Origin of the sequence: Pseudoxanthomonas sp. CCNWLY206-1 (assembly GCF_039710385.1) — a bacterium.
GTDB lineage: Bacteria > Pseudomonadota > Gammaproteobacteria > Xanthomonadales > Xanthomonadaceae > Pseudoxanthomonas_A.
In genome coordinates this window covers 163105-185189 of the sequence record NZ_JBDKXI010000003.1, presented here as the reverse complement: position 1 = coordinate 185189, position 22085 = coordinate 163105, and the positions used below count along the sequence as shown (strand labels likewise).

Below are 22085 nucleotides of genomic sequence, written 5' to 3'. Positions count from 1 at the left end.
CCTGCCTGGCTTACTGGGATCGCGAATGAACGTATACCGTCGGGCTCTTGGAAAGTGCTGGACCCTGGCGGCCGCATGGCTGCTGGCGATCTCTCCGCTGCCGACGCTGGCCGCCACGCCATTGCATTCCTCATTCGACATGCAAGTGCCGGTTGCGCCCAGCTTGATCAACGTGGGTGGACAGCCTCAGTGGATCTATGAGGTGTATGTGACCAACACCAGCGACTACGTAATGGAGCTGTCGCGCGTACAGGTGTTGGACGGGCAAGGTGGTCCCATCGCCGACTTGCATGGCACCAGCCTGGAGCAGCGTCTGGGTGGCGCAGGCCGTACCGAGGAAGGCGCGCAACGGCGTACTTTGGCAGCCGGTGCGCAAGCGGTGCTTTACCTGGAGATCGAAGCGGGCAAGCACGCGTCGACGCAGGTGCTGAGCCATCGCATCGACTACCGCATCATGCGCAAACAGGGGCCGGTGGAAGCCACCGTCGATGGCGCGCGTACTGCAGTGAACACCGCGCCGCTGCCGGTATTGTCGCCGCCGCTACGGGGTGGTCCCTGGATAGCGATCCACGAGCCATCGTGGACACGCGGGCATCGCCGCATGGTGTATGCCGTCGCGGGCCGCGCCCATATTCCCGGCCGCTACGCCATCGATTGGGTCAAGCTGGATACAAAAGGTCGGATCACGGCGGGTGACGAAGATCGCCCTGCCGATCACTACGGTTACGGTGAAGACGTGCTGGCGGTGGCGGACGGCGTAGTCGTGGCAGCGCGCGACGATATGACCGAAAGCCCAAGCGTCGCCGCACATCCGCGGCATGCGCTGGTCGATGCCACCGGCAACTATGTGGCGCTGGAAATCGGCGACGGTCGCTACGCGTTCTACGAACACCTCAAGCCCGGCAGCCTGCGGGTAAAGGCCGGGCAGCGCGTGCGGCGGGGCGACGTGATCGGGTCGTTGGGGTTTACCGGCGATTCCTCCGGCCCGCACCTGCATTTCCATCTGGCAGACGCCAATTCGCCATTGAATGCCGACGGCATGCCATTTGTGTTGGCAGGCTTCACGGTGCTGGGTTCCTATCCGTCGCTGGATAACCTGGGCAAGCAACCGTGGCAACCGCTGGCGGCGCGCGAACAGGCAGGCCGCCAGCGTGAACGTCCGGCGCCTAATACGGTGGTGCAGCTCCCGTAACGCCGCGCCCTGCGATCGCGCAGGGTCAGTGGCGATGAGGCCGTCGCAACGGGCCAGTGAACGCGAATAGCCGCTGATGGTGGTTGTCGTAGAGCCGAGGCTTGCGTTGGAATTTGGTGGCGGAAAGTAGAACGTCCGTTCTCCACCTTCTCTTCGCACGGCCTGCGCTACAACACGCCATCACGGTGATGCGTCACCGGCTGGCTGCGACCGGCAGCGTCATGGGAAGGAAAAACATGAATCAGCGCGCACCACACGACCCACGCGAGAATCGCGAAAACACTTATCGGCACCGGCCCGGAGGCGAACCGCAGGGACGGCATGACACCGCGCTGCGGGGCATGGGGGGTAGTGGCTACAACTACCCCGATGCACGCCAACACGGCGGCTCCGGGCCTTCACGTCAAGGCGAACGAAACGACGATCCATCCGAAGGCAGAGGCGAATACTACGGCGATGCCCGATACGGCGGCACCCGCGACCCGCTCAGTACATCGTCAGTCGGTTGGGGAGGCGAAGGCGGCGGCTTTGCCGGATACACACCCAGCCGCGACCGCGACGCCACGCCGTTGGGGGGTGGCGTGCTGAGCGGCGACAGAATGCCGCGCGGCATACCGGATGAAGCCCGCACCGATGTTCGCAACGAAACTCGTGCGGATTATCGCGGACTGGGCCCGCGGAGTTACCGGCGTTCGGATGCGCGAATCTACGAAGACGTGAACGAACGTTTGGCAGCGGACCCCGAATTGGACGCCGATGACATCACCGTAGAAGTGAGCGATGGCTTGGTTACCTTGAGCGGCACCGTCCAGGAGCGGTGGATGAAACACCGCACCGAAGACTTGGTCGATAGCTGCCGCCATGTGCAGGACATCCGGAACGATATCCGCGTGGCACGCAGCGGGGCCGCCGCAACGGGAGGCGATAACGAATAGCCGCTTTGAATACCCGCAAGGTTGAGCCGGGCCGCATAGAGCAGCCGAGCAGGTTGCTTGGGCAGGTTCTGGTTTCCTCCAAAAGCCAAGCAAAGGCAGCGGAGCAAGCTCCGCTCTACGCAAGCAGGTAGCTTCACCGTTTACTAACGCACATTGCGGTTCGCTCAGCTATCGCCGCTGCCAGGAGGGTAGATGCATCTGTCTGATGCGGGTCGGGGACCGGGAACTCAGCAACGCATTCGGCGTGGGTATGCCGCGTGTGGCGAAAAAATGGGAATGCGCCTCATCACTGTGCACGCTGATTTTTTGGCGTTTGAATCCGGTGTTTACTCACTGCTAGATTGCGGACATCCGAACCAAGGCGCCTGTGATGGATATCAGCGCTCAGTCTGAAGGGAAAAGCGGCGCGCTGGGCTCGACCCGAATGATCGGCCTGCTGGGCTCGCTATTGGCGCTTGTACTGGCGGTGGGGCTGGTGCTTGTCATCGTCAACGATTACCGCAGCCGAATGGCGGCCGCGGAACGGCAAAGCCTTGCGTTGGTGACGGGCGCTGAACGCCTGGTCGAATTTGAGCTGCGCAATATCGACGGGGCGCTGGCGGGCTTCGCCGGTTACGCTGACCGCAGCAGTGGCCCTACGTCGGAAGATGTCGAGGCGCTGCGCCTGGCGCACGCCGGCGGCGTGATGGCAGGACATGCCGAACTGGAAAGTATCGCCTTGCTGTCGGCCGACGGCACGCCGATTTTCGGCACCCGCAGCGGTGCCTCCGGTATCGCTGAGTGGGGCAGGTCGCGCGACGCAAGCAAGCCCCAGGCGTTGCGCATGGGGCCACTGCGAAAGCTGGTCAACGGACAATGGGCCGTGCCTTTGGCAATGCCGCTGAAGGATGGAGGCTATGTACTGGCGCGCTTGAACGTGTCCGAACTCCAGACCATCGTTGGCAACCTGGATACCGGGCGGGAGGGCGTGGTCACGTTGTTCGATACCACCGGAACAATCCTGGCCCGTAGCCGCGATGCTTCAAAGCTGATCGGCACGCGCTGGCCACAAGCAGTGATAGAAAAAAATCGCGCAGGAGAAGAAGCCAGTGCCGTCGATGGCGTGGTCCGCGTGGGGGCATGGCGGATATTGTCGAATTATCCGCTGGTGCTGCATGCAGGACTTTCCAAGCAGGAGATTCTGCGGCCGTGGCGCTGGCTGGTGGCTGTGGGAAGCGGCCTGTATCTGCTTTACCTGGCGGGCTTCGCTTATTTGTTGCGCATGGTGACAAAATCAAACCGCCTGCAGCGCGCGTTGATTGGCCGGATACGCGAGAGCACGGAGAATCTGCGCTTGGCGCAGAAAGTGGGCGGCACCGGGTCATGGACGATCATCGCCGGCGAAGAAGAGCTCCAGTGGTCTGACAACGTCAGCAATATCTTCGGACTGCCGGAATCGCGGGTGTCCGCCAGCCGCGCGGAGTTCTACAGGATGGTGCATCCGGAAGACCGGGAACGGCTGTTTGCATTGTTCCGGGGAGCGTGGGAAAAGCGGGAATCATTCGCCGCCGAGTACCGCATCCAACGTCCGGATGGCGTCACGCGTTGGCTGTCCACGCAGGGCGCGGTGGTGCCGGGACGGGACAAACGACTGCGCATGACCGGCACGTTGGTCGACGTAACGGAGCGGATGGAAGCGCAGGCGCGCATCGCTGATGCCGAGCGACAGTTCCGCCTGATGTTCGAGCAGAACCCATTGCCGTTCTGGGTGTTCGACATCAAGACGTTGCGTTTCCTGGAGGTGAATCGCGCCGCTCTCAAGCAGTACGGGTATACGCGCGAAGAGTTCCTGGCAATGACCATTCTGGATATACGCCCGCCGGAGACCATCGAAGACGTATTGCTGGATGTCAGCGCGCCGCGTGAAAATTTCGGTCTTGCGAGGAGTTGGATTCATCAGCGTAAGGATGGCAGCCGCTTCGAGGTGAAGGTGTACGCGGCGAACATCGAGTTCATGGAAATGGAGGCGCGCTTGATACTGGCTGAGGACGTCAGCGAACGTGCCGCTTACGAGCGCCAACTCGCTTATCGCGCTTCGCACGACGCTACTACCGGGCTGTTGACCCTCGACGAGTTCTCGCAGCGTTTGAGCGACAGCGCTTCGGCGGATGAGATTTACCGCGTCGCCTACCTGGAGTTGCGCGGTCTGGATCTGATTACCGACACGCTCGGACGAGAAGCCAGCGAGGGAGTGCTGCGCATCATCGCCGCCCGTTTGCGCCTGCTGTGCGGCGACCACGGCATGGCCGCCCACGTCCCCTCCAACGCTTTCGCGCTGGCGCTGCCCGCGGCCGACACGACTGCCCACAGCAGACTGCATTCGTTGACGTCCGAGCCGGTGGAGTCGGCGGACGCATCGCATCATCTGGAAAGCTGGATAGGTTTCGCGGATTATCCCGGCGACGGCAGCAGCGCATCGGAGGTGGTGCGTAATGCCGCGCTGGCGGCGCATGAGGCACGTGCGACAAGCCTGCCATTCGCGCATTACCAGGCATCGCTCGCTGCGAAGGCGCGCGATCAACTGACGTTGGCCGGACGCGTTCGTCATGCGATCCGGGACAATGAGTTCGAGCTGCATTTCCAGATCATCCGCCATGCGGCCGATGGCGAACCCGCCTCGTTGGAAGCGCTGATCCGCTGGCCACAGCTCACGGGCGGTTTCATCCCGCCCGCGCAGTTCATCCCGCTGTGCGAGGACTCAGGCCTCATCGTTCCGCTGGGTCAATGGGTATTGCGCCGCGCCGCAGAGTCCCATCGCCTGTTGAGTGCAGCCGATTGGGGTAGTCTGCCCATTGCGGTGAACGTTTCCACCAATCAGTTCGTGGCTTCGGACCTGGTCAGCGACATCGCGGCGGTTGCAGACGAGTTTTCCTTGCGCAAAGGCGCGCTGCATATCGAGCTCACCGAGAGCGTGGTGATGAATCGCCCGGAACAGGCACTCGCCACCATGCACCGTTTGCAGAAGCAAGGGGTATGCATCTCCATCGATGATTTCGGCACCGGGTTCTCCAACATGTCCTACCTGCGCCATCTGCCACTGGACTCGCTGAAGATCGACCGCTCCTTCGTCACGGATGTTGATCATGATGCTCGGAATGCTTCCATCTGCCGTGCACTGCTGTCGCTGGGCCACAGCTTGGGATTGGAAGTGATCGCCGAAGGCGTGGAGCGTGTCGGCCAGTACGAATGGCTAAAAGAACACGGCTGCGATCAGGTGCAAGGATACTTGTTCGGAATGCCGATGCCGTTGGATAAAGTCATCGAAACCTTGAACGGTGCCGATCAGCGTTCGTGGCTGGGAACAGGGACGGTTGCTGGGCAACGGTCTGGTTACTGAGCTGATACTCGCTTCGGATTCTCGTAGAGCGGAGCTTGCCTCCGCTTTTTTTGGCACGCCCGGATCGAAGAGCAGCCGAGCAAGCTCGGCTCTACGAGAAGCGCCTCGCCTCATTCCTGCAAAAGTTGGTCACAGATTCTCCGCTTTGAACTGGCTACGACGGCTGAGCCGCCGGCCCGACACCATGAACTCACCATTGCCGCGATAGTGCAGTGTTTGCGGCAATCTTGGCGAAGAGGCGACGTGCGCCTTGACGACTTCCCAGATGAAAAGTCCATGCCGTGAAATCTGGCGCGCATCGGCCAGGCGGCATTCGAAGTTCGCGTAGCATTCGCCGATCAGTGGTGCGTCCACTTTCTCGCCGGGCACCGCGGTCAGTCCGAATTGCGCGAACTTATCGGTATCGGCACCGCTGCAGTTGCCGATGCCGACCACGGTGTTCACCAGATCGGTAGTAGGCAGGTTGATCACGCACTGCTTGCTTTTTCGGATCATCCCGAAGCTGTGGTTGCCTTCCCAGATATAGCAAGCGAACAAGGCGGGAGTGAAGCCCATCATCATGTGCCAGCCCATCGTCATGATGTTGGTTTCTTCTTTCCAGGCCGAGCTCACCAGCACGATGGGGCCGGGCTCCAGGAAGCGACGGATTTCGCCGAGTGGAAAATCGCGTTTGCGAAAGGACTTCATTGCGGCTCCTTGTTGCCATGAGGCTTCAACGGTGGGGCAACCTTAGCGACGCCGAGGATAAGAGCGTGTTGATATATGGTAATGATGGGCATCGCGAAAGCTGCCTCTCGTAGAGCGGAGCTTGCTCCGCTGCTCTTCAATCCGTGCTCGTCAACAAAGGCGGCGAAACAGGAGAAAAAAACAGCGGAGCAAGCTCCGCTCTACGATGGGCAAAAGAAAAAAGCCCCGCAGAGCGGGGCTTTTTTGATCCGCACAACCGTCGATCACATCACATTCGGTTCGCTGAACGCCTCGATCTCACCGGCGAACGCTTCGATCGGTACGCAGCTGCAGAACACGTTCTTGTCGCCGTAGACGTTATCCACACGTGCGACCGGCGGCCAGTATTTCTGCAGTTTCAGGCTGGGCAACGGGAAGGCGGCCAGTTCACGTGGATAAGCGTGAGCCCACTCGCTGCCAGCCACCATCGTTGCGGTGTGCGGTGCATTCTTCAGCGGGTTGTCTTCGGGATCGAGCTTGCCTTCCTCCACGGCACGGATCTCGTCGCGGATCTGGATCATCGCGTCGATGAAGCGGTCCAGTTCGTGCAGTGATTCGCTTTCGGTCGGTTCCACCATCAGCGTGCCGGCCACCGGGAAGCTCAAGGTGGGTGCGTGGAAGCCGAAATCGATCAGGCGCTTGGCGACGTCTTCGGCGCTGATGCCGGTGGCGTCCTTCAGCGGACGCAGGTCCAGGATGCACTCGTGCGCCACCAGCCCGTTACGGCCGGTGTATAGCGTCTCGTAGTGCGGTGCCAGGCGCTTGGCGATGTAGTTGGCGTTAAGCAGCGCCACCTGCGTGGCCTTGCGCAGGCCGCTGGTGCCCATCATGGTGATGTACATCCAGCTGATCGGCAGGATGCTGGCGCTGCCGAAGCTGGCGGCGCTGACCATGCCTACCGCGTTGCTTCCTTCGGTGCGGTCCTTGGCGGAAAACTTGCTGGGCAGGAACGGCGCCAGATGCGACTTCACCGCGCAGGGACCCACGCCAGGACCGCCGCCGCCGTGCGGTATGCAGAAGGTCTTGTGCAGGTTGAGGTGGGATACGTCCGAGCCCCACTTGCCCGGCCTGGCAACGCCCACCAACGCATTCATGTTGGCGCCGTCGGTATACACCTGGCCACCATGCGCATGCACGATGTCGCAGATGGCGACGACGTCTTCTTCGAACACGCCGTGCGTGGACGGGTAGGTCATCATGATGGCGGCCAGGCGGTCGCTGTATTTCTCGGCGGCGCGGCGGATGTCTTCCACGTCCACGTTGCCGTTGCTGTCGCACTTGGTGACCACTACCTGCATGCCGCACATCTGCGCCGAGGCGGGATTGGTGCCGTGCGCGGATTCCGGAATCAGGCAGATATCACGCTGAGTTTCACCACGCGAGCGGTGATAGGCACGGATTGCCAGCAGGCCGGCGTATTCGCCCTGTGCGCCGGAGTTGGGCTGCAGGCTGACCGCATCGTAGCCGGTGCATTCCACCAGCATGGCTTCCAGCTCATCGATCAGCTGTTGATAGCCAAGCGTCTGATCCGCCGGCGCCAGTGGATGCATGTTGGCGAATTCCGGCCACGTCACCGGGATCATCTCCGCGGTGGCGTTGAGCTTCATGGTGCATGAGCCGAGCGGAATCATGGTGCGATCCATGGCCAGGTCTTTATCCGCCAACGAACGCATGTAGCGCAGCAGTTCGTGTTCGCTGTGATGGGTGTTGAACACCGGATGGGCCAGGAATGCGCTGGTGCGGCGCAGTGTCTCCGGAATCAGCGAGGGCGCGCCGGCGTCGAGCGTGTCGATCGAAGGCAGGACGGCGCCGTCGCCGGCGAACACGCGCCATAGGTTTTCCACATCGGTGCGTGTGGTGGTTTCGTCCAGCGAAATACAGATGGAACCGTTGTTGCGCACGCGCAGGTTGATGCGTGCTTGCTTGGCGCGGGCGAGGATAGCGTCACCAGCGTCGCCCGGTTCCACACACAGCGTGTCGAAGGCGGTGGCGTGCAGTGCCGGATAACCCAGGCTGCGCAAGCCTTCGGCCAGGATGGCGGTGAGGCGAGCGACGCGGCTGGCGATACGCTCAAGGCCATCCGGACCGTGGTAGACCGCGTACATCGAAGCCATCACCGCCAACAGCACCTGCGCGGTGCAGATGTTGGACGTGGCCTTCTCGCGACGGATGTGCTGCTCGCGGGTCTGCAGGGTCAGACGGTAGGCCGGCTTGCCTTCGGCATCCACCGACACGCCGATCAGACGGCCGGGCATGGAACGCTTGAAGGCGTCGCGGCAGGCCATGAAGGCCGCATGCGGACCGCCGAAGCCGAACGGCACGCCAAAGCGCTGCGTGTTGCCGATCACGATATCCGCGCCCATTTCGCCTGGCGGCTTGAGCAGGGTCAGGGCAAGCAGATCGGTGGCAACGACAAACAGCGCCTGGTGGCCGTGGATGACCTCCGCGTCACGGCCCCATTCCTCGATCCACCCGCTGGAAGCGGGGTACTGCACCATCACGCCGAAGTAATCGCCCGCGGCCACCTTTTCGTGGAAGGCGCCGGTGGAACCGACCACATCGACGGTGATGCCCAGTGGCTCGGCGCGGGTGCGCAGGACTTCCAAAGTCTGCGGGTGGGTGTCTCCGGCTACCAGGAACACGGTGGACTTGGACTTCGCAGAACGCTTGGCCAAGGTCATGGCTTCGGCGGCAGCGGTGGCTTCGTCCAGCAGCGAGGCGTTGGCGATCTCCATGCCGGTCAGGTCCGCGACCATGGTCTGGAAGTTGATCAGCGCTTCCATGCGGCCCTGCGAGATTTCCGCCTGGTACGGCGTATAGGCGGTGTACCACGCCGGGTTCTCCAGGATGTTGCGCAGGATCACCTTGGGCGTGTGGGTGCCGTAATAACCTTGGCCAATGAAGTTTCTGTAGACCTGATTCCTGGTGGCGATGGCGCGCACCTTGGCCAGCGCTTCTTCTTCGGTGATCGCGTCGGGCAGGGACAGCGGCGCGGTGGACTTGATGGAGCCGGGCACGATGGCATCGGTCATGGCTTCCAGCGAGTCGTAACCGACTGCCTGCAGCATGTGCGCGATTTCGCTGTCGTTGGGGCCGATGTGGCGCTCGATGAAAGCGCTGTGATGCTCGAGGTCGCGCAGGGAAGGCGAAGGATTCTTGGGCATGGCAAGGGGCGTCCGTAATGGCGATGAAGCCTGACGTGCGAAGCCGCACGCGGGGCGCCCCTCTGTCCTTTTGCCTGAGAGTTTAAAAGCGCGGTTTGTGCCGCGCTTCGTGCCCCTTCGGCGCCGGTTTCGACCGGTCTCTCCAGAGTTGTCGAGCGTATCTACCCATCCCGGACAGGCCGCGTCTGGCGACCCTTCGGGACGGTACTGTCGGTCTGCATCGCTGCGTCATCGCTCGGTCGCGTATCGACATACGCTCCTTCGCTCTTCCTTGCGCTGCAAACCGGCAGTACCGTCGCAACCTATCTGGGACAGGTAGATACGCTCGCACATGTAGCGGTCTGGGGCCTGAGCGATTACGGGCGTTGCGCCTTCGGCAGCGGGGCATCCTGAGTCAGGCTGGCCCGCTTCTCCCACCACATGTTGCAGGCGGCATTATAGCCCACGTGCTGGTCCTTTCCGGGACATCGCCGTCATTTCCCACGCCCGGGATTCGCCCAAAATCCGGACAGCCTCTAACATGGGCATCCCCCGACGTCCCCGAGCGTGAACAAGCCGATGAACGCACCTCCGTTCCAGCTGCAGCGCATCGACCACGTGGTGTTGCGCGTACGCGACAGCGCCGCCATGGAAGCCTTCTATTGCAACGTCCTGGGCTGCCAAGTGGAACGCCGCCAGGAGAGTATCGGCCTGGTCCAGCTGCGGGCTGGCGCGTCGCTGATCGATCTGGTGGCGGTGAACGGCAAACTGGGCAGGATGGGGGGCGCGGCACCCTCGGCGGAAGGCCACAACATGGATCATCTGTGTCTTCGGGTGGAGCCGTTTGATCGCCAGGCCATCGTCGATCACCTGAGCGCGAACGGCGCGACCATCACCGACTTCGGTGATCGTTACGGCGCCGATGGCCTGGGGCCTTCGCAATACCTGCTGGACCCGGAAGGAAACACCGTCGAGTTGAAAGGGCCACCGGAGCCGCAAGGCGCTGAAGGGCAGGGAAGCTAGAGAGCCATGCAGCAGACTTCATCGATTTCATTCCCATCCACGGATTGGCGGCCTTACGTTCCCGGTGCGTCACGGCAAGGATTGCCCGGATGACCGTATCCACGGTGTCCAACCGCCGGCTGGCGATATTGCTGGGTGGCCTGGCGATGTTCGGGCCGTTTTCCATCGACACCATCTTCCCGGCATTTCCGCAGATGGGCGCGCAGCTGTCCGCCGACAAAGTGGCCATGCAGCAGACCATCAGCGTGTACCTGCTGACGTATGCGTTGATGAGCCTGGTGCATGGACCGCTGTCGGATGCGTTCGGGCGCAAGCGGGTGATCCTGGGAGGACTGGCGGTCTTCCTGCTGGCGTCCATCGGCTGCGCGCTTTCGCAGGACATGTCCACGCTGCTGATGTTCCGTGCATTGCAGGGTCTATCCGCCGGCGTGGGTTTCATCGTGGGGCGCGCGGTGATTCGCGACGTACATCAGGGCGACGATGCACAGCGCTTGATGAGTCAGGTGTCGATGATCTTCGGTATCGCGCCAGCCATCGCACCGATCATCGGCGGCTGGATACTGGGCTGGAGTGCCTGGCCGATGATCTTCTGGTTCCTGGCAGGTTTTTCGCTGCTGTTGCTGGTGACGACTAGCGCCTGGCTGCCGGAAACGCATCCCAGGGAAGTGCGGTTGCGGGTATCGCCGCGTCATCTGCTGCGGAATTATTTTGCCATCGTCGCCAACACGCGCTTCCAGCGATTGGCACTGGCAGGTTCGTTGAGCTTCGGTGGTTTGTTCCTGTACATCGCGTCGGCGCCCGCTTTCGTGATGGACTTGCTGCATCTGAGCGAGCAGCAGTTCGCCTGGTTGTTCCTGCCCACCATCGGCGGCATGACGCTGGGTGCTTTTCTCTCTGGCCGTGCTGCCGGACGCATGGGCGGTACTCGCTTGAGCGCCATCGGTTTCGGTTGCATGGGCGTGGCGGCGCTTTGCAATGTGTCCTACAACGCGGTGGTAGGGGACGCGATCACCGTGCCGTGGGCGGTGCTGCCAATGGCCCTGGCGGCGTTGGGCGTGGCATTGATCTTCCCCATATTGACCTTGTCCATCCTGGACATGTACCCGCGTCAGCGTGGCGCTGCATCGTCGTTGCAGGCGTTCAGCAATCTGATCGTCAATGCGATCATCGCCGGCGTGCTGTCGCCGCTGCTCAGCCAACATGGCCTGCACCTTGCCTTGGGCGGTGCGGCCTTCACGTTACTCGGCTGGATATTCTGGCGTTGGGAAATGCATGTCAGCCGCCGCGCGCCACGATGCCCCAGTGAAGGTGCTGGGATGGAACCCACCGAGCATTTGTAGCGCTTTCCATCTTCCACCCGAGATTCTTATGTCCATCAACTCAAAAGCCCGCCGTGAAGCCAAGAAACGCAAAGCGCTGAAGACCCGGCGCTTGTCAGGCGCAAGCAGCGGCATTGAACCTCATGCGGAGCTGCGCAACCCGCAAGGCGAATTGCTGGCCGGCATCGTGCGCCGCTCGGGCGTGTGGGTATTGGGCATGCATGGGCAGATTGCCGGAAGCTCCGACAGCGCGGCGGAAGTACTGGCCATGATCAAGCGCACCGCGGCACTGCATGAAGCACAGGGACAGCCGGTACGGCTGGTCTATTCGGACGAACTGAGGAACACCGCTGAGTTGGAAGCCGCGGCTCAGGGCATGAGCCTGGAAGCGTTCGAGAAGAAGTTGGAAGAAGAGATGCGGGCGAACAGTGCTGAAAGCGCAGAGGATGGCGACGGTGATAAGGACGACGATAGTTCGCTCCTGTAGGAGCGGCCTCCGGCTGCGAGCTCTCCCGTCAGGTCGCGATAGAGAGCAAAGAGCTCGCGCCGAGACGGCGCTCCTACGTCGTCATTCGTCTTGCAGGAGCGAGGTAAGTCGCGGTGAAGCTTTACCGGTGAAGCCCCATCGCGACTTACCTCGCTCCCACACGGTTAGCCGGCGCGAACGTCGCTCATGAGTCGCCGTATTCCCCTCAATATCACGCCACCGGCAAACGCGGGAGGAATGGTCTTGCTTCCCAGTCCGAGACCTAAGGCAATCGGAACGATGGCGTGGGTGAGTATCGTAGGCATGCAAACATGCTTGCAACACACTGTGAGGCAAAGATGAAGTCCAAGAAGATCCCGTAGGAGGGCCGTCCCGGCGCGAGCTCTTCTTGTCAGATCGTCGCCAGGCAGAAGCGAAGAGCTCACGCCTGGACCGCGCTCCTACATAAGTGCACTGCATGGAAAAAGCCGGCTTGCGCCGGCTTTTCCTTTTGTGAATATCGAATCGGAAAGATCCTGGCTCGCTATCAATCAACCCTGTTTCTCGGCGGATTCCACTGGTACCGATGCCGCGGTACTTGCCGGTGTCTGCCAGCCGCAGGTCTGGCCTTCGTTCTGCTGCTTCAACCAGTCCTGCAATGGTGCGAAGTACTCCAGTACCGGGCCGGCGTCCATCTTCTCGGTTCCCGTCAGTTCTTTAAGTGTGGCCTGCCAAGGCTGGCTTGAGCCTTTCTCCAACATTGCCCAGAACTTCTGCCCGGCCACCTTGTTGCCATAGAAAGTGCAGTTGTACAGCGGACCCTTGTAACCCGCGGCATCGCAAAGGCCTTTGTAGAACTGGAACTGCAGGACGTGCGACAGGAAGTAGCGCGTGTACGGCGTGTTGCCCGGCACGTGATATTTCGCGCCCGGGTCGAAGAACTCCTCGCCGCGCGCGGAGACCGGCGCCACGCCCTGGTACTTGGCCTTCAACTCCCACCATGCCTTGTTGTAGTCCGTCGGCTTGATGGAGCCGTCGAACACACCCCAACGCCAGCGATCGATCATCAGGCCGAACGGCATGAACGACACTTTCGCCAATGCCATGCGCATTTGCGCATTGATCAGCGACTCGTTGCTTTGTTGTTGCTCGCCTACCATGCCGATCGACTTCAGGTAGTCCGGCGTCATCGCCAGCACCATGGTGTCGCCGATGGCCTCGTGGAAGCCGTCGTGCGCGCCGGTCTGGAACAGCGGTGGCAGCTTGTTGTAAGCCAGGTAGTAATACACGTGGCCCAGCTCGTGGTAGATGGTGGTGAAGTCTTCCTCGTTGGGCTTGATGCACATCTTGGTGCGCACGTCGCCGGCCATGTTCATGTCCCAGGCACTGGCGTGGCAGACCACGTCGCGGTCCAGCGGCTTGATGAACTGGGTCTTGCCCCAATAGCTTTCCGGCAGCTTGGGCATGCCCAGCGAGGTATAGAAATCCTGCGCGCGTTCGGTCATCTGCTTGGCGACATCCAACTGCGCTGCCCGCTCGGCCTGGAACAGCTTTTCCGTCGTGGGATTGGCGCCGGCCTTGCTCAGCTGGCGGGCGTAGTCATCCTGGTACTGCTTTTCCAGTGCGCTGGTGATATCCAGACCGCCAACGCCTTTGTACGGCTCCAGCATGTCCCACAAGTTGCCCCAGTCCTGTTGCCACATATTGCCCATCAGATGCGCGGGCAGCAGGCCGTTGACCTGGCCTTTCTCAACGCCGTAAGTAGCTTGCAGTTTGGTGCGGGTGTAGCAGTGCAGCTGCTCATACAGCGGCTTGACCTGGCCCCACAGGCGGTCGGTTTCCGCGGCGATTTCCGCAGGCGTCATGTCGTAGCCGCTGCGCCACATCTCGCCGGTGTCGGCGAAGCCCATTTCCTTGGCGCCTTCGTTGACCAGCTCGGCGAAACGCGTGTAGTCCTTCCGCATCGGCTGGGCGACGGTGTGCCAGCCCTGCCAGGCATCGAGTTGCTGGTCGTAGTCGCGGCTGCTGCGCAACACGTCTTCCAGTTCGCCCAATTGGCGGCACTGCTTCGCGTCGCCTTCTCCAGTGCAGTAGGTGCCGGCCCCGTACATGCCTTCCATCTTGGTGGCGATCTGGGTCAGTTCGGCCAACTTGGCCGGATCCTTCGGCGCCGGCATGGCAGTGGCCAGCTTCAGCAGCTGGATGGCACGCGCGGTCTCCGGCGACATCTCCTGGCCTTCGAATTTCTTCGCCTGTTCGATCCAGGTGTTCAGCTGCGTCAGATAACGTTCGTTGGACTTGGCGGCCAGCAGTTGGCTGTCGTCGCCAATGTAGGTGCTGGACAGCCACTGCGCCGCGGTGAGCTCCGGATACATCGCGCGCATTTCCTTGTTCACCCGCGCAACGAAGTCGTCGGCCTTTTCGCCCTCGGGTGCGGCAGGGACGGTAGCGGTGTCGGCTGCTTCGTCCTTTTTACAGGCGGAAAGGGAAACCACGCAGGCGCCGATGGCGAGTGCGAGCAGGAGGTGGCGTTGCTTCACGGTCAATCCTTCACAAAGCGCAGCTGGCGCAGGAACCGGAAGGCTAGTGTGCGGGCGGGGGCGCTGCAAGTGGGGATGCGGTGGGAGAGGGCCATGGCCATATGGCGGTAGCGTGCCGTTCTTGACGGTAGGAGCGCCGTCTCGGCGCGAGCTCTCCGCTTTATCGCGACCTGACCGTAAGAGCTCACGGCGGGACGCCGCTCCTACAAGACTTACGGCGCGGGCAACAGACCGCGCTGCAGCAGCCAGCTGCGCGCATCTTCCGCATCCTGCTCGAACCACGCCTTGGTCGAGCCCAGACGGAATGAATAGCCCCAGGCATCCATGTCGGCCATCAGGCGATCGCGGCCGACACCGGGAATGGCATCAGCCAGCAGAATCTGCAAATAGCAGGTGGCGTCTTCCTCGGCATCCGAATCGGTAGCATCGGTATGCACCTCGGCGCGGCGTTCCGGCGGCAGTACGATCAGATGGCAGGCTTCATGCAGCATCGAATGAATAGGCGTGTCGCCGCGCACGTACACGTTGTGCGCAATCACGCCGGCTTCTGGTTCTCCCCAGAAACTGCCGGGGATCTTTTCCCCGTCGGCTACGTGATGCAGTTGCAGGTCATGCTGCGTGAGCAGGCCAGCCAAAACAGCGAACGGAAGATCGCGGACGCAAACGACATTCGCAACGGATTCGATGGAGGTGGCGGCGAGCATGTTCATGGCGACGTGCGGTGGGAGCTCAATCGCGGCGGTAGGAGAATCATCATGTCGTAGGAGCGCCGTCCTCGGCGCGAGCTCTTCGCTTCTGTCGCGATCTGACAGAAAAAGCTCGCGGCGGGACGCCGCTCCTACAAGGGCAGATTAGGTATTGCCTTCCGGCAACGCCACCGAGATATCCAGCACGTCGTGGTTGCCGTCCTTGATCAGGTCCACCTTGACCGCATCCACGTCCACGTTGACGTATTTCTTGATGACTTCCAGCAGTTCACGGCGCAACAAGGGCAGGTAGTCCGGTGCGCCGCGCGAGGTGCGTTCCTGCGCGATGATGATCTGCAGCCGGCTCTTGGCGGTCTCGGCGGTGTTCTTCTTCGCCTTGAGAAAATCGAATAGGCCCATGTTCAACCTCCGAACAACTTGCTGAAGAATCCTTTCTTCTCGAATGTCGTGAAGCGCAGGGGCCGATCTTCGCCCAGCAAACGGCCGACGGTGTCGTCGTAGGCTTGGCCGGCGGGCGATTCCAGGTCGAGGATGACCGGTTCGCCTTTGTTCGATGCATTGAGCACATCGCCCGATTCGGGGATCACGCCCAAGGTCTTGAGGCCCAGCACTTCTTCGACGTCGTTGATGCTGAGCATTTCGCCGCCTTGCACCCGTTCCGGGTTGTAGCGGGTCAGCAGCAGGTTGGCCTTCAGCGTCTCGCCGTTTTCGGCCTTGCGGGTCTTGGAATCCAGCAGGCCCAGGATGCGGTCGGAATCGCGCACGCTGGAAACTTCCGGATTGACCACCACGATGGCCTGGTCGGCGAAGTACATCGCCAGGAACGCGCCTTTCTCGATGCCGGCCGGGGAGTCGCAGACGACGTAGTCGAAACCGTCGTCGGACAGATCCTTCAACACTTTCTCCACGCCTTCCTTGGTCAGTGCGTCTTTGTCGCGGGTCTGCGAAGCGGCCAGGATATGCAGGCTGTCGAAGCGCTTATCCTTGATCAGTGCCTGCTTGAGCGTTGCCTCGCCCTGGGTGACATTGACGAAGTCGTACACCACGCGGCGCTCGCAGCCCATGATGAGGTCCAGGTTGCGCAGGCCGACGTCGAAGTCGATGACGGCGACTTTCTTGCCGCGGCGGGCCAAGCCGCAGGCGATGCTGGCGCTGGTGGTGGTCTTGCCGACCCCGCCCTTGCCGGACGTGACTACGATGATTTCAGCCAATGGTGTTCTCCTGGGTCATTCTTACTTATAAGGGAAGGCCGCCTCAGCTTTGGGCGGCGATCTTCAGTTGATCTTTGTCCAGCCATATCTGCACGGGCTTGCCGCGCAGTTCCTTGGGTACTTCTTCCATCACTTTGTAGTGGCCGGCGATGGCCACCAGTTCGGCATGGAATTCGCGGCAGAAAATCCGCGTATCGGTATCGCCCTGTGCGCCCGCCAGTGCGCGGCCGCGCAATGCACCGTAAATGTGGATGGAGCCGTCGGCGATCACCTCCGCGCCGGCACTGACGGTGCTCAGCACGGTGAGGTCGCGATTTTCCGCATATAACTGTTGCCCCGAACGTACCGGCGTTTTCTGCAGCATGCCGGATTTAGCGGGCGCTGCCCGCGCGGGGGCAGCCGCAGGCGTTGGTGCCGCGGCCCGGGCAGGAGCGGCTTCGGCCACGGTTTTTCCCCGTTGTGGGGCCGGAACCGAACCGCCGCCCACAGGTTCATATTGCGCGCGGAACTTGGCCAGCAGCGGCAAACCGAGTTGTTCGGCCAACTGCTCGATTTCGCGGGTGCCGTAGGCCAGCGCCACCGGAATCACCCCGGCCTCGCGCAATCCATCCAGCAGCGCTTGCGCGGTGGCGGTGTCGGGAGTCTTTGCCAATCCACCGAAGTCGATGATGACCGCGGCGCGGCCGAACAGCTTGGGTGCGCGTTCGACGCGCTCGCGCATTTCGCGCACCAGCTGCGGCACATTCAAGGTGCGGATGCGCAGGTTGGCAATGCCCACCTGGCCGATTTTCAGTTCGCCGGCTTGTTCGTAATCGATGTTCGCTGAGGTCACGCTCATGTTCCCGTCGGGCGCTCGGTGCGCGGCATGGCCTGTACGCGGGTACGCGCCCAAGGCAGGTCGGGCAGGGTGTCGCCGTAGGTTTCATGCACCCAGGGGTAGCTGCAAAGCTCTTTCATCAGCATGCTGGCGCGGACTTCCAGGCCGGGCATGATGTTCTGCCCCACTTCGCGAAAACCGAAGCTGCCATGGAACAGCAGCGCCGGGTCAGCGCCATGGTCCAGGAATACTTCGCAGGCCAGTTGCGGATACCGCAGTTCGGCATAGCTCTGCACGTCGGCGTAGAACGCACGGCCCACGCCACCGCCGCGGCGGCGGCTGGCCACCACGATGCGGTCGATGTAGAAGAACTGCGGATAACGCTCGCGGAACCAGGCGAAGTTGCTGCTGTCGTGATCGGAATCGGAGCCGAAGCCGACCAGGAAGCCAGCCAGGTTGCCGTCGCGTTCGGCGACGCGGAAGTATTCGGCCTGCTCGTAGAAGCGGTGCACCTTCGCGGTATCCAGCGGCAGGATCGCCAGTCCGGCGTTGTTGTTGAGGGCTAGGACGGAATCCAGCTCGTGCTCACGCACGTCGCGGATGACAATCGACATTACCTGACTCCGTACGGGGTCTTTGCGGGACGAGCTTGTTTTTTTGGGCCAGCGCGAAGCGGCCGACGGCGGATTATCGCATGGCGGCGAGGAGGGGAGTAAGCGGTTCGTGAACCGTGGCGGCCTGGCAACATGACTTTAGATGGGCGGCAGCGACTTGGTTTACGCCTAAGATGCGGGCATGTTGGGAAGACTCAGCCACACTCGCTTGCTGCGCGCCGCGGGCCTCTATACGTGGGGACTGGTCGGCATTCCCATTATTTTGAATGTGTGGTTCCTGCCGCCCTCCAGCGGCGCGGACGGGCAGGGCGTGAACCTGCCGATGACGGCGCTGGCCTATTTCACCTTCGGCGCCTGCTACTGGTTGGCGACGCGTTCGCTGGGCGGGCGGGGCGGGGTGGCTGCAACCGGCTGGAATATCCCATTGCTGCTGGCGCTGACCGCCACCGCGATCGGCGTCGGGTTCTACACCCAGACCGGCCTGGGCGCGGTGTTGCTGCTGATCATGGCCGGCGTGCTGCCGTGGCTGCTTGAGCTGCGGTTCGCGGTGGCCTGGCTGCTGGCGGCGCATTTCGCGCTGGTGCCATCGTTCATGGCGCGCGACGACTTCAACTTCTGGGAAGCGCTGTTCCAGTCGATGTTTTATGTGGGTTTCGCCGCCTTCATGCTGATCACCACCTTCGTGGCGCGTCAGCAAGCCCAGGCGCGCGAAGAGCAGCGCCGGTTGAATGCCGAGCTTCGCGCCACCCGCGTGCTGCTGGCGGAAAGCGCCCGGGTCAACGAACGCACCCGTATTTCCCGGGAATTGCATGATCTGTTGGGGCACCACCTGACCGCCCTGAGCCTGAACCTGGAAGTGGCGGGCCACATCACCGAAGGCCGCGCCCAGGAGCATGTCAAACAGGCCCACACCTTGGCGCGCCTGCTATTGACCGATGTGCGTGAAGCGGTCAGCCAGCTGCGCGATAGCGGCGCCATCGACTTGGGCGCGGCGCTGCTTCCGCTGGCGGAAAAGGTGCCAGCCTTGTCCATCCATATGGATATCGAGGAACCGCTGACCTTGGACGACCCGCACCGGGCCCACGTGCTGCTGCGTTGCGCTCAGGAAATCATCACCAACGCGGTACGCCACGCAGGCGCCCGCAACCTGTGGATCCACTGCCGGCGCGACGGCGGCCGTATCCTTATCGACGCCCGCGACGATGGCGCTGGCGCCGATCGCGTTGTCGCCGGTAACGGCCTGCGCGGCATGCGCGAGCGGTTGGCCCAGCACCGTGGCGAACTGACCATAGAAACCAGGCCTGGCAAGGGTTTCCAGCTGTATATCGATTTGCCCGTTTCGGACGCTGCGGTACCACCCGCGGATGCCGAATCCCTTTCCGAACCCTTATCCGAGCTCAATTCCGGAGGCTCCGCATGATCCGCGTCTGTCTGGTCGACGACCAAACCCTGGTACGCCAGGGCATCCGTTCCCTGCTGGCGCTGGACGAAGGCATCGAGGTGGTCGCCGAGGCCGCCGATGGCAAGCAAGCCGTCGATCTGATCCCACAGGTCAAGCCCGATGTGGTCCTGATGGATATGCGCATGCCCGTCATGTCCGGCCTGGAAGCCCTGCAGGCCCTGGCGAAAATGGGCGCCCTGCCGCCGGCCATCATCCTGACCACCTTCGACGACGATCAGCTGGTGCTGGCGGGCCTGAAGGCCGGTGCCAAGGGATATCTGCTGAAGGACGTCTCGCTGGAACAATTGGTGGGCGCCATCCGGACCGTGGCCGTCGGGGGATCGCTGGTGCAGCCCGCGGTGACCCAGCGGCTGCTGTCGGGGCTGGAGCACATGCGCAACGACTTCGTCAGTCTGGACCGCCCGGACCCGCTGACGGACCGGGAAACCGAAATCCTGCGATTGATGGCCAGTGGCTTTTCCAACAAGGAAATCGCCAATTCGCTGGGTGTGGCCGAAGGCACCATCAAAAACCATGTTTCCAACATTCTCTCCAAGCTGGGCGTGCGCGACCGTACCCGGGCGGTGCTGAAAGCGTTCGAGCTGCAATTGGTCTAGTCGGGAGTCGGGAAACGCCGCTGCTTTTACCTCCCCCTTTTTAAAGGGGGAGTGAGGGGATTTGCTTTAGCTTCTCTCCCCCGAAGAAAAACACCCGCTGGCCCGAGCGGCGGTGATGTTGTCGCCACGTGATGACGCCATTGCGGGCCAAATTGGCAACATCAACCGATGTCAGATGGGCTGACCGGACCCGGGTAAGCCTGTTAGGATGCGCGGTGCGTATTTTTCAACGGCCGAGGCACCGGCCCCCGGAGACTCCTGAATGACCCGTTTGATCGAGTTCGTGATTGCATTGGCGCTAGTCCTGGCGCTGTTTCTGGTGATCGGGCTGGTACTGCCGTCCAAGCGTCACCTGGAAGAAAGCGTCGAGACCAATCGCCGCATGACCATCGTGTTCGACACCTTGAACAACGTGCGTCGTTTGAAGGACTGGAACCCATTGATTCCCCACGCTGCGAACGAACTTTCGTACTCCGGCGGCAGCGAAAACAATTCTGGCGTCGGCGCGCGCGTCGACTACAACTCCGCCACCTACGGCAAGGGCAGCTGGGAACTCGTGGAAAGCGAACAGCCAGCCTCCACTGGCGGTGGCGGCAAAGTGAGCTACGCCATCACCGATCCCCGTTTCGGTACCGACAAGAAGAGCACCTTCGTGTTGGAGCCGACCGGCAAGAACAACCGCAACGTCAAGATCACCCAGACCTATGACGTCGCCTACGGCTGGAACCTGATCGGCCGCTACGCGGGCATGTACGTCAGTCGCCATGTCGGCGACCAGGTCAAGTCGGGTTTGTCCAAGCTGACCAACATGCTGGCCACGGTGCCGAACTTCGACTATCGCCAGGAAGGCACTCGCCTGACCGGGCTGAAGGTCGTGGAATTGCCCGTCGAAGATCTGCTGGTCGTCAACGCCGGCAACATCGATCGCAACAACGACACCATCAAGGCCTCCATCAAATCCAACCAGGAATGGATCAAGCGCGTGATGGACGCCAATGGTCTGGAAGCCGCGGGTCCGCTGCGCATCGTCACCACCGACTTCGGTTCCGAGAAGTACGCCTTCGACGTGGCGCAACCGGTCCGCAAGGCGGGCAGCGGTCCGAAGATTCCGAGCGCCGACGCCAAGGACAAGGATGGCAATCCATTGCCGGTCCTGCCGCCGACCACCCCGACCGCCGCTCCCGCGGAGGAACTGAAGGTCACCATCCCGTCCGGCGCACCTGTCGAGTACGTTCGTTTGCAGCCGCGCAAGGCCGCTACCGCCAGCTACTCCGGTTATATGGCCGAGTTGGACGCAGTCCGCAATTCGCTGCGCGCCTGGGCGGTCACCAACGGACATGAAGTGGTCGATCGTCCTTACGAGTCCTGGAAAAAGGGCGTGGACGATTCGTTCACCGAAAACGGCCAGTTCGAAGTGTTCTGGGCCGTCAAACAGTAAGCATGCCGGCGCACCGCCCGTCATGAGTAACACCAACGCGCCGCTGATAGCGGCGCGTTGCGTTTCTGGACTATCCTTCCTGGACTATTCTTTCCGCACCGCTTTTGATAGCACGCCACTCTGTTCCGCGAGGCCCCTGTGTTGAACTACGACCGTCGTCAACGCAAACCGTCTTTCCTCGCGCTGTGCGGAGGGTTGCTTGCCTCGACAGCGATCGCCTTGTCCGCCTATGCCGCGCACGGCATGACCGACGCGCATGCGCAATCCAATCTGCAAACCGCTGCGCTTTACGCCTTCGGCCACGGTCTCGCGCTGGCGGCGCTGACCGCCGGTACCGTGCGGACGATGGGGCGGATAGCGCTGGCTTTGCTGCTCTTGGGTACCTTGCTGTTCGCCGGTAGCCTGATGTTGAACGCACTGGTCGGCTTTTCCACGCAGGCTGCGCCCGCGGGTGGCGTGATGCTCATCCTGGGCTGGGCGATCTGGGCTGTTGACGCAGTACGGCGTTAGAGCAGTAGAG

18 protein-coding genes and 2 riboswitches are annotated in these 22085 nt (G+C 62.1%); of the genes, 10 read left to right on the top strand and 8 right to left on the bottom strand.

Annotation, left to right across the window (positions count from 1 at the left end):
* Positions 1-25: 25 nt before the first annotated feature.
* The 3 genes from AADW18_RS08395 to AADW18_RS08385 all read left to right on the top strand — a co-directional run bounded on the left by AADW18_RS08395 (position 26) and on the right by AADW18_RS08385 (position 5503).
* Entirely contained in the window at positions 26-1192 is a 1167-nt protein-coding gene (locus AADW18_RS08395; protein ID WP_337342919.1) for a M23 family metallopeptidase, read from the top strand.
* 236 nt (positions 1193-1428) lie between these two features.
* The gene (locus AADW18_RS08390) at positions 1429-2127 is read left to right on the top strand and encodes a BON domain-containing protein (RefSeq protein ID WP_337342918.1); all 699 of its coding nucleotides are present in this window, start codon (positions 1429-1431) and stop codon (positions 2125-2127) included.
* Between the two features lie 370 nt (positions 2128-2497).
* Entirely contained in the window at positions 2498-5503 is a 3006-nt protein-coding gene (locus tag AADW18_RS08385; RefSeq protein ID WP_337342917.1) for an EAL domain-containing protein, read from the top strand.
* A gap of 129 nt (positions 5504-5632) precedes the next feature.
* Here AADW18_RS08385 and AADW18_RS08380 read toward each other — a convergent pair whose 3' ends face one another.
* A complete protein-coding gene (locus tag AADW18_RS08380; protein WP_337342916.1) occupies positions 5633-6190 on the bottom strand; it encodes a flavin reductase family protein in 558 nt (185 codons plus the stop codon).
* A gap of 263 nt (positions 6191-6453) precedes the next feature.
* Entirely contained in the window at positions 6454-9393 is a 2940-nt protein-coding gene (gcvP, locus tag AADW18_RS08375) for an aminomethyl-transferring glycine dehydrogenase (RefSeq protein WP_337342915.1), read from the bottom strand.
* 52 nt (positions 9394-9445) lie between these two features.
* Positions 9446-9549, bottom strand: a riboswitch (glycine riboswitch).
* A 171-nt stretch (positions 9550-9720) separates the two neighbouring features.
* Positions 9721-9819, bottom strand: a riboswitch (glycine riboswitch).
* Between the two features lie 132 nt (positions 9820-9951).
* On the opposite strand from gcvP, the gene AADW18_RS08370 reads away from it, so the two are divergent.
* The 3 genes from AADW18_RS08370 (at position 9952) to AADW18_RS08360 (ending at position 12201) form a co-directional block, all read left to right on the top strand.
* Complete coding sequence (locus AADW18_RS08370; RefSeq protein ID WP_337342914.1) at positions 9952-10395, top strand: VOC family protein; 444 nt, start codon at positions 9952-9954, stop codon at positions 10393-10395.
* An 89-nt stretch (positions 10396-10484) separates the two neighbouring features.
* Positions 10485-11735, top strand: coding sequence for a multidrug effflux MFS transporter (locus AADW18_RS08365; protein WP_337342913.1), 1251 nt, complete (start codon positions 10485-10487; stop codon positions 11733-11735).
* Between the two features lie 28 nt (positions 11736-11763).
* Positions 11764-12201 (top strand): hypothetical protein, encoded by a 438-nt coding sequence (locus AADW18_RS08360; RefSeq protein WP_337342912.1) that lies wholly within the window; start codon positions 11764-11766, stop codon positions 12199-12201.
* A 530-nt stretch (positions 12202-12731) separates the two neighbouring features.
* Here AADW18_RS08360 and AADW18_RS08355 read toward each other — a convergent pair.
* The 6 genes from AADW18_RS08355 to AADW18_RS08330 form a co-directional block, all read right to left on the bottom strand.
* Positions 12732-14720 (bottom strand): M2 family metallopeptidase, encoded by a 1989-nt coding sequence (locus tag AADW18_RS08355; RefSeq protein ID WP_337342911.1) that lies wholly within the window; start codon positions 14718-14720, stop codon positions 12732-12734.
* Positions 14721-14932: 212 nt separating this feature from the next.
* Positions 14933-15430 carry a hypothetical protein gene (locus AADW18_RS08350; RefSeq protein WP_337342910.1) on the bottom strand — a complete coding sequence of 166 codons (498 nt, stop codon included), beginning with the start codon at positions 15428-15430 and terminating at the stop codon, positions 14933-14935.
* Positions 15431-15571: 141 nt separating this feature from the next.
* On the bottom strand, positions 15572-15826 hold the full coding sequence (gene minE, locus AADW18_RS08345; protein ID WP_337342909.1) for a cell division topological specificity factor MinE: 255 nt from the start codon (positions 15824-15826) through the stop codon (positions 15572-15574).
* Positions 15827-15828: 2 nt separating this feature from the next.
* Entirely contained in the window at positions 15829-16638 is an 810-nt protein-coding gene (minD, locus tag AADW18_RS08340; protein ID WP_337342908.1) for a septum site-determining protein MinD, read from the bottom strand.
* Between the two features lie 43 nt (positions 16639-16681).
* Entirely contained in the window at positions 16682-17470 is a 789-nt protein-coding gene (gene minC, locus AADW18_RS08335) for a septum site-determining protein MinC (protein ID WP_337343298.1), read from the bottom strand.
* A 2-nt stretch (positions 17471-17472) separates the two neighbouring features.
* Positions 17473-18069: a GNAT family N-acetyltransferase gene (locus tag AADW18_RS08330; RefSeq protein WP_337342907.1), complete on the bottom strand. Its 597-nt coding sequence runs from the start codon at positions 18067-18069 to the stop codon at positions 17473-17475.
* A gap of 181 nt (positions 18070-18250) precedes the next feature.
* Here AADW18_RS08330 and AADW18_RS08325 point away from each other — a divergent pair, with 181 nt between their 5' ends.
* The 4 genes from AADW18_RS08325 (at position 18251) to AADW18_RS08310 (ending at position 22075) form a co-directional block, all read left to right on the top strand.
* Positions 18251-19489: a sensor histidine kinase gene (locus AADW18_RS08325; protein ID WP_337342906.1), complete on the top strand. Its 1239-nt coding sequence runs from the start codon at positions 18251-18253 to the stop codon at positions 19487-19489.
* Positions 19486-20127 carry a response regulator transcription factor gene (locus AADW18_RS08320; protein WP_337342905.1) on the top strand — a complete coding sequence of 214 codons (642 nt, stop codon included), beginning with the start codon at positions 19486-19488 and terminating at the stop codon, positions 20125-20127. The genes AADW18_RS08325 and AADW18_RS08320 overlap by 4 nt, the downstream gene beginning before the upstream one ends.
* Positions 20128-20389: 262 nt before the next feature.
* Entirely contained in the window at positions 20390-21565 is a 1176-nt protein-coding gene (locus AADW18_RS08315; RefSeq protein ID WP_337342904.1) for a polyketide cyclase, read from the top strand.
* 138 nt (positions 21566-21703) lie between these two features.
* Positions 21704-22075: a DUF423 domain-containing protein gene (locus tag AADW18_RS08310; protein WP_337342903.1), complete on the top strand. Its 372-nt coding sequence runs from the start codon at positions 21704-21706 to the stop codon at positions 22073-22075.
* Positions 22076-22085 lie beyond the last annotated feature (10 nt).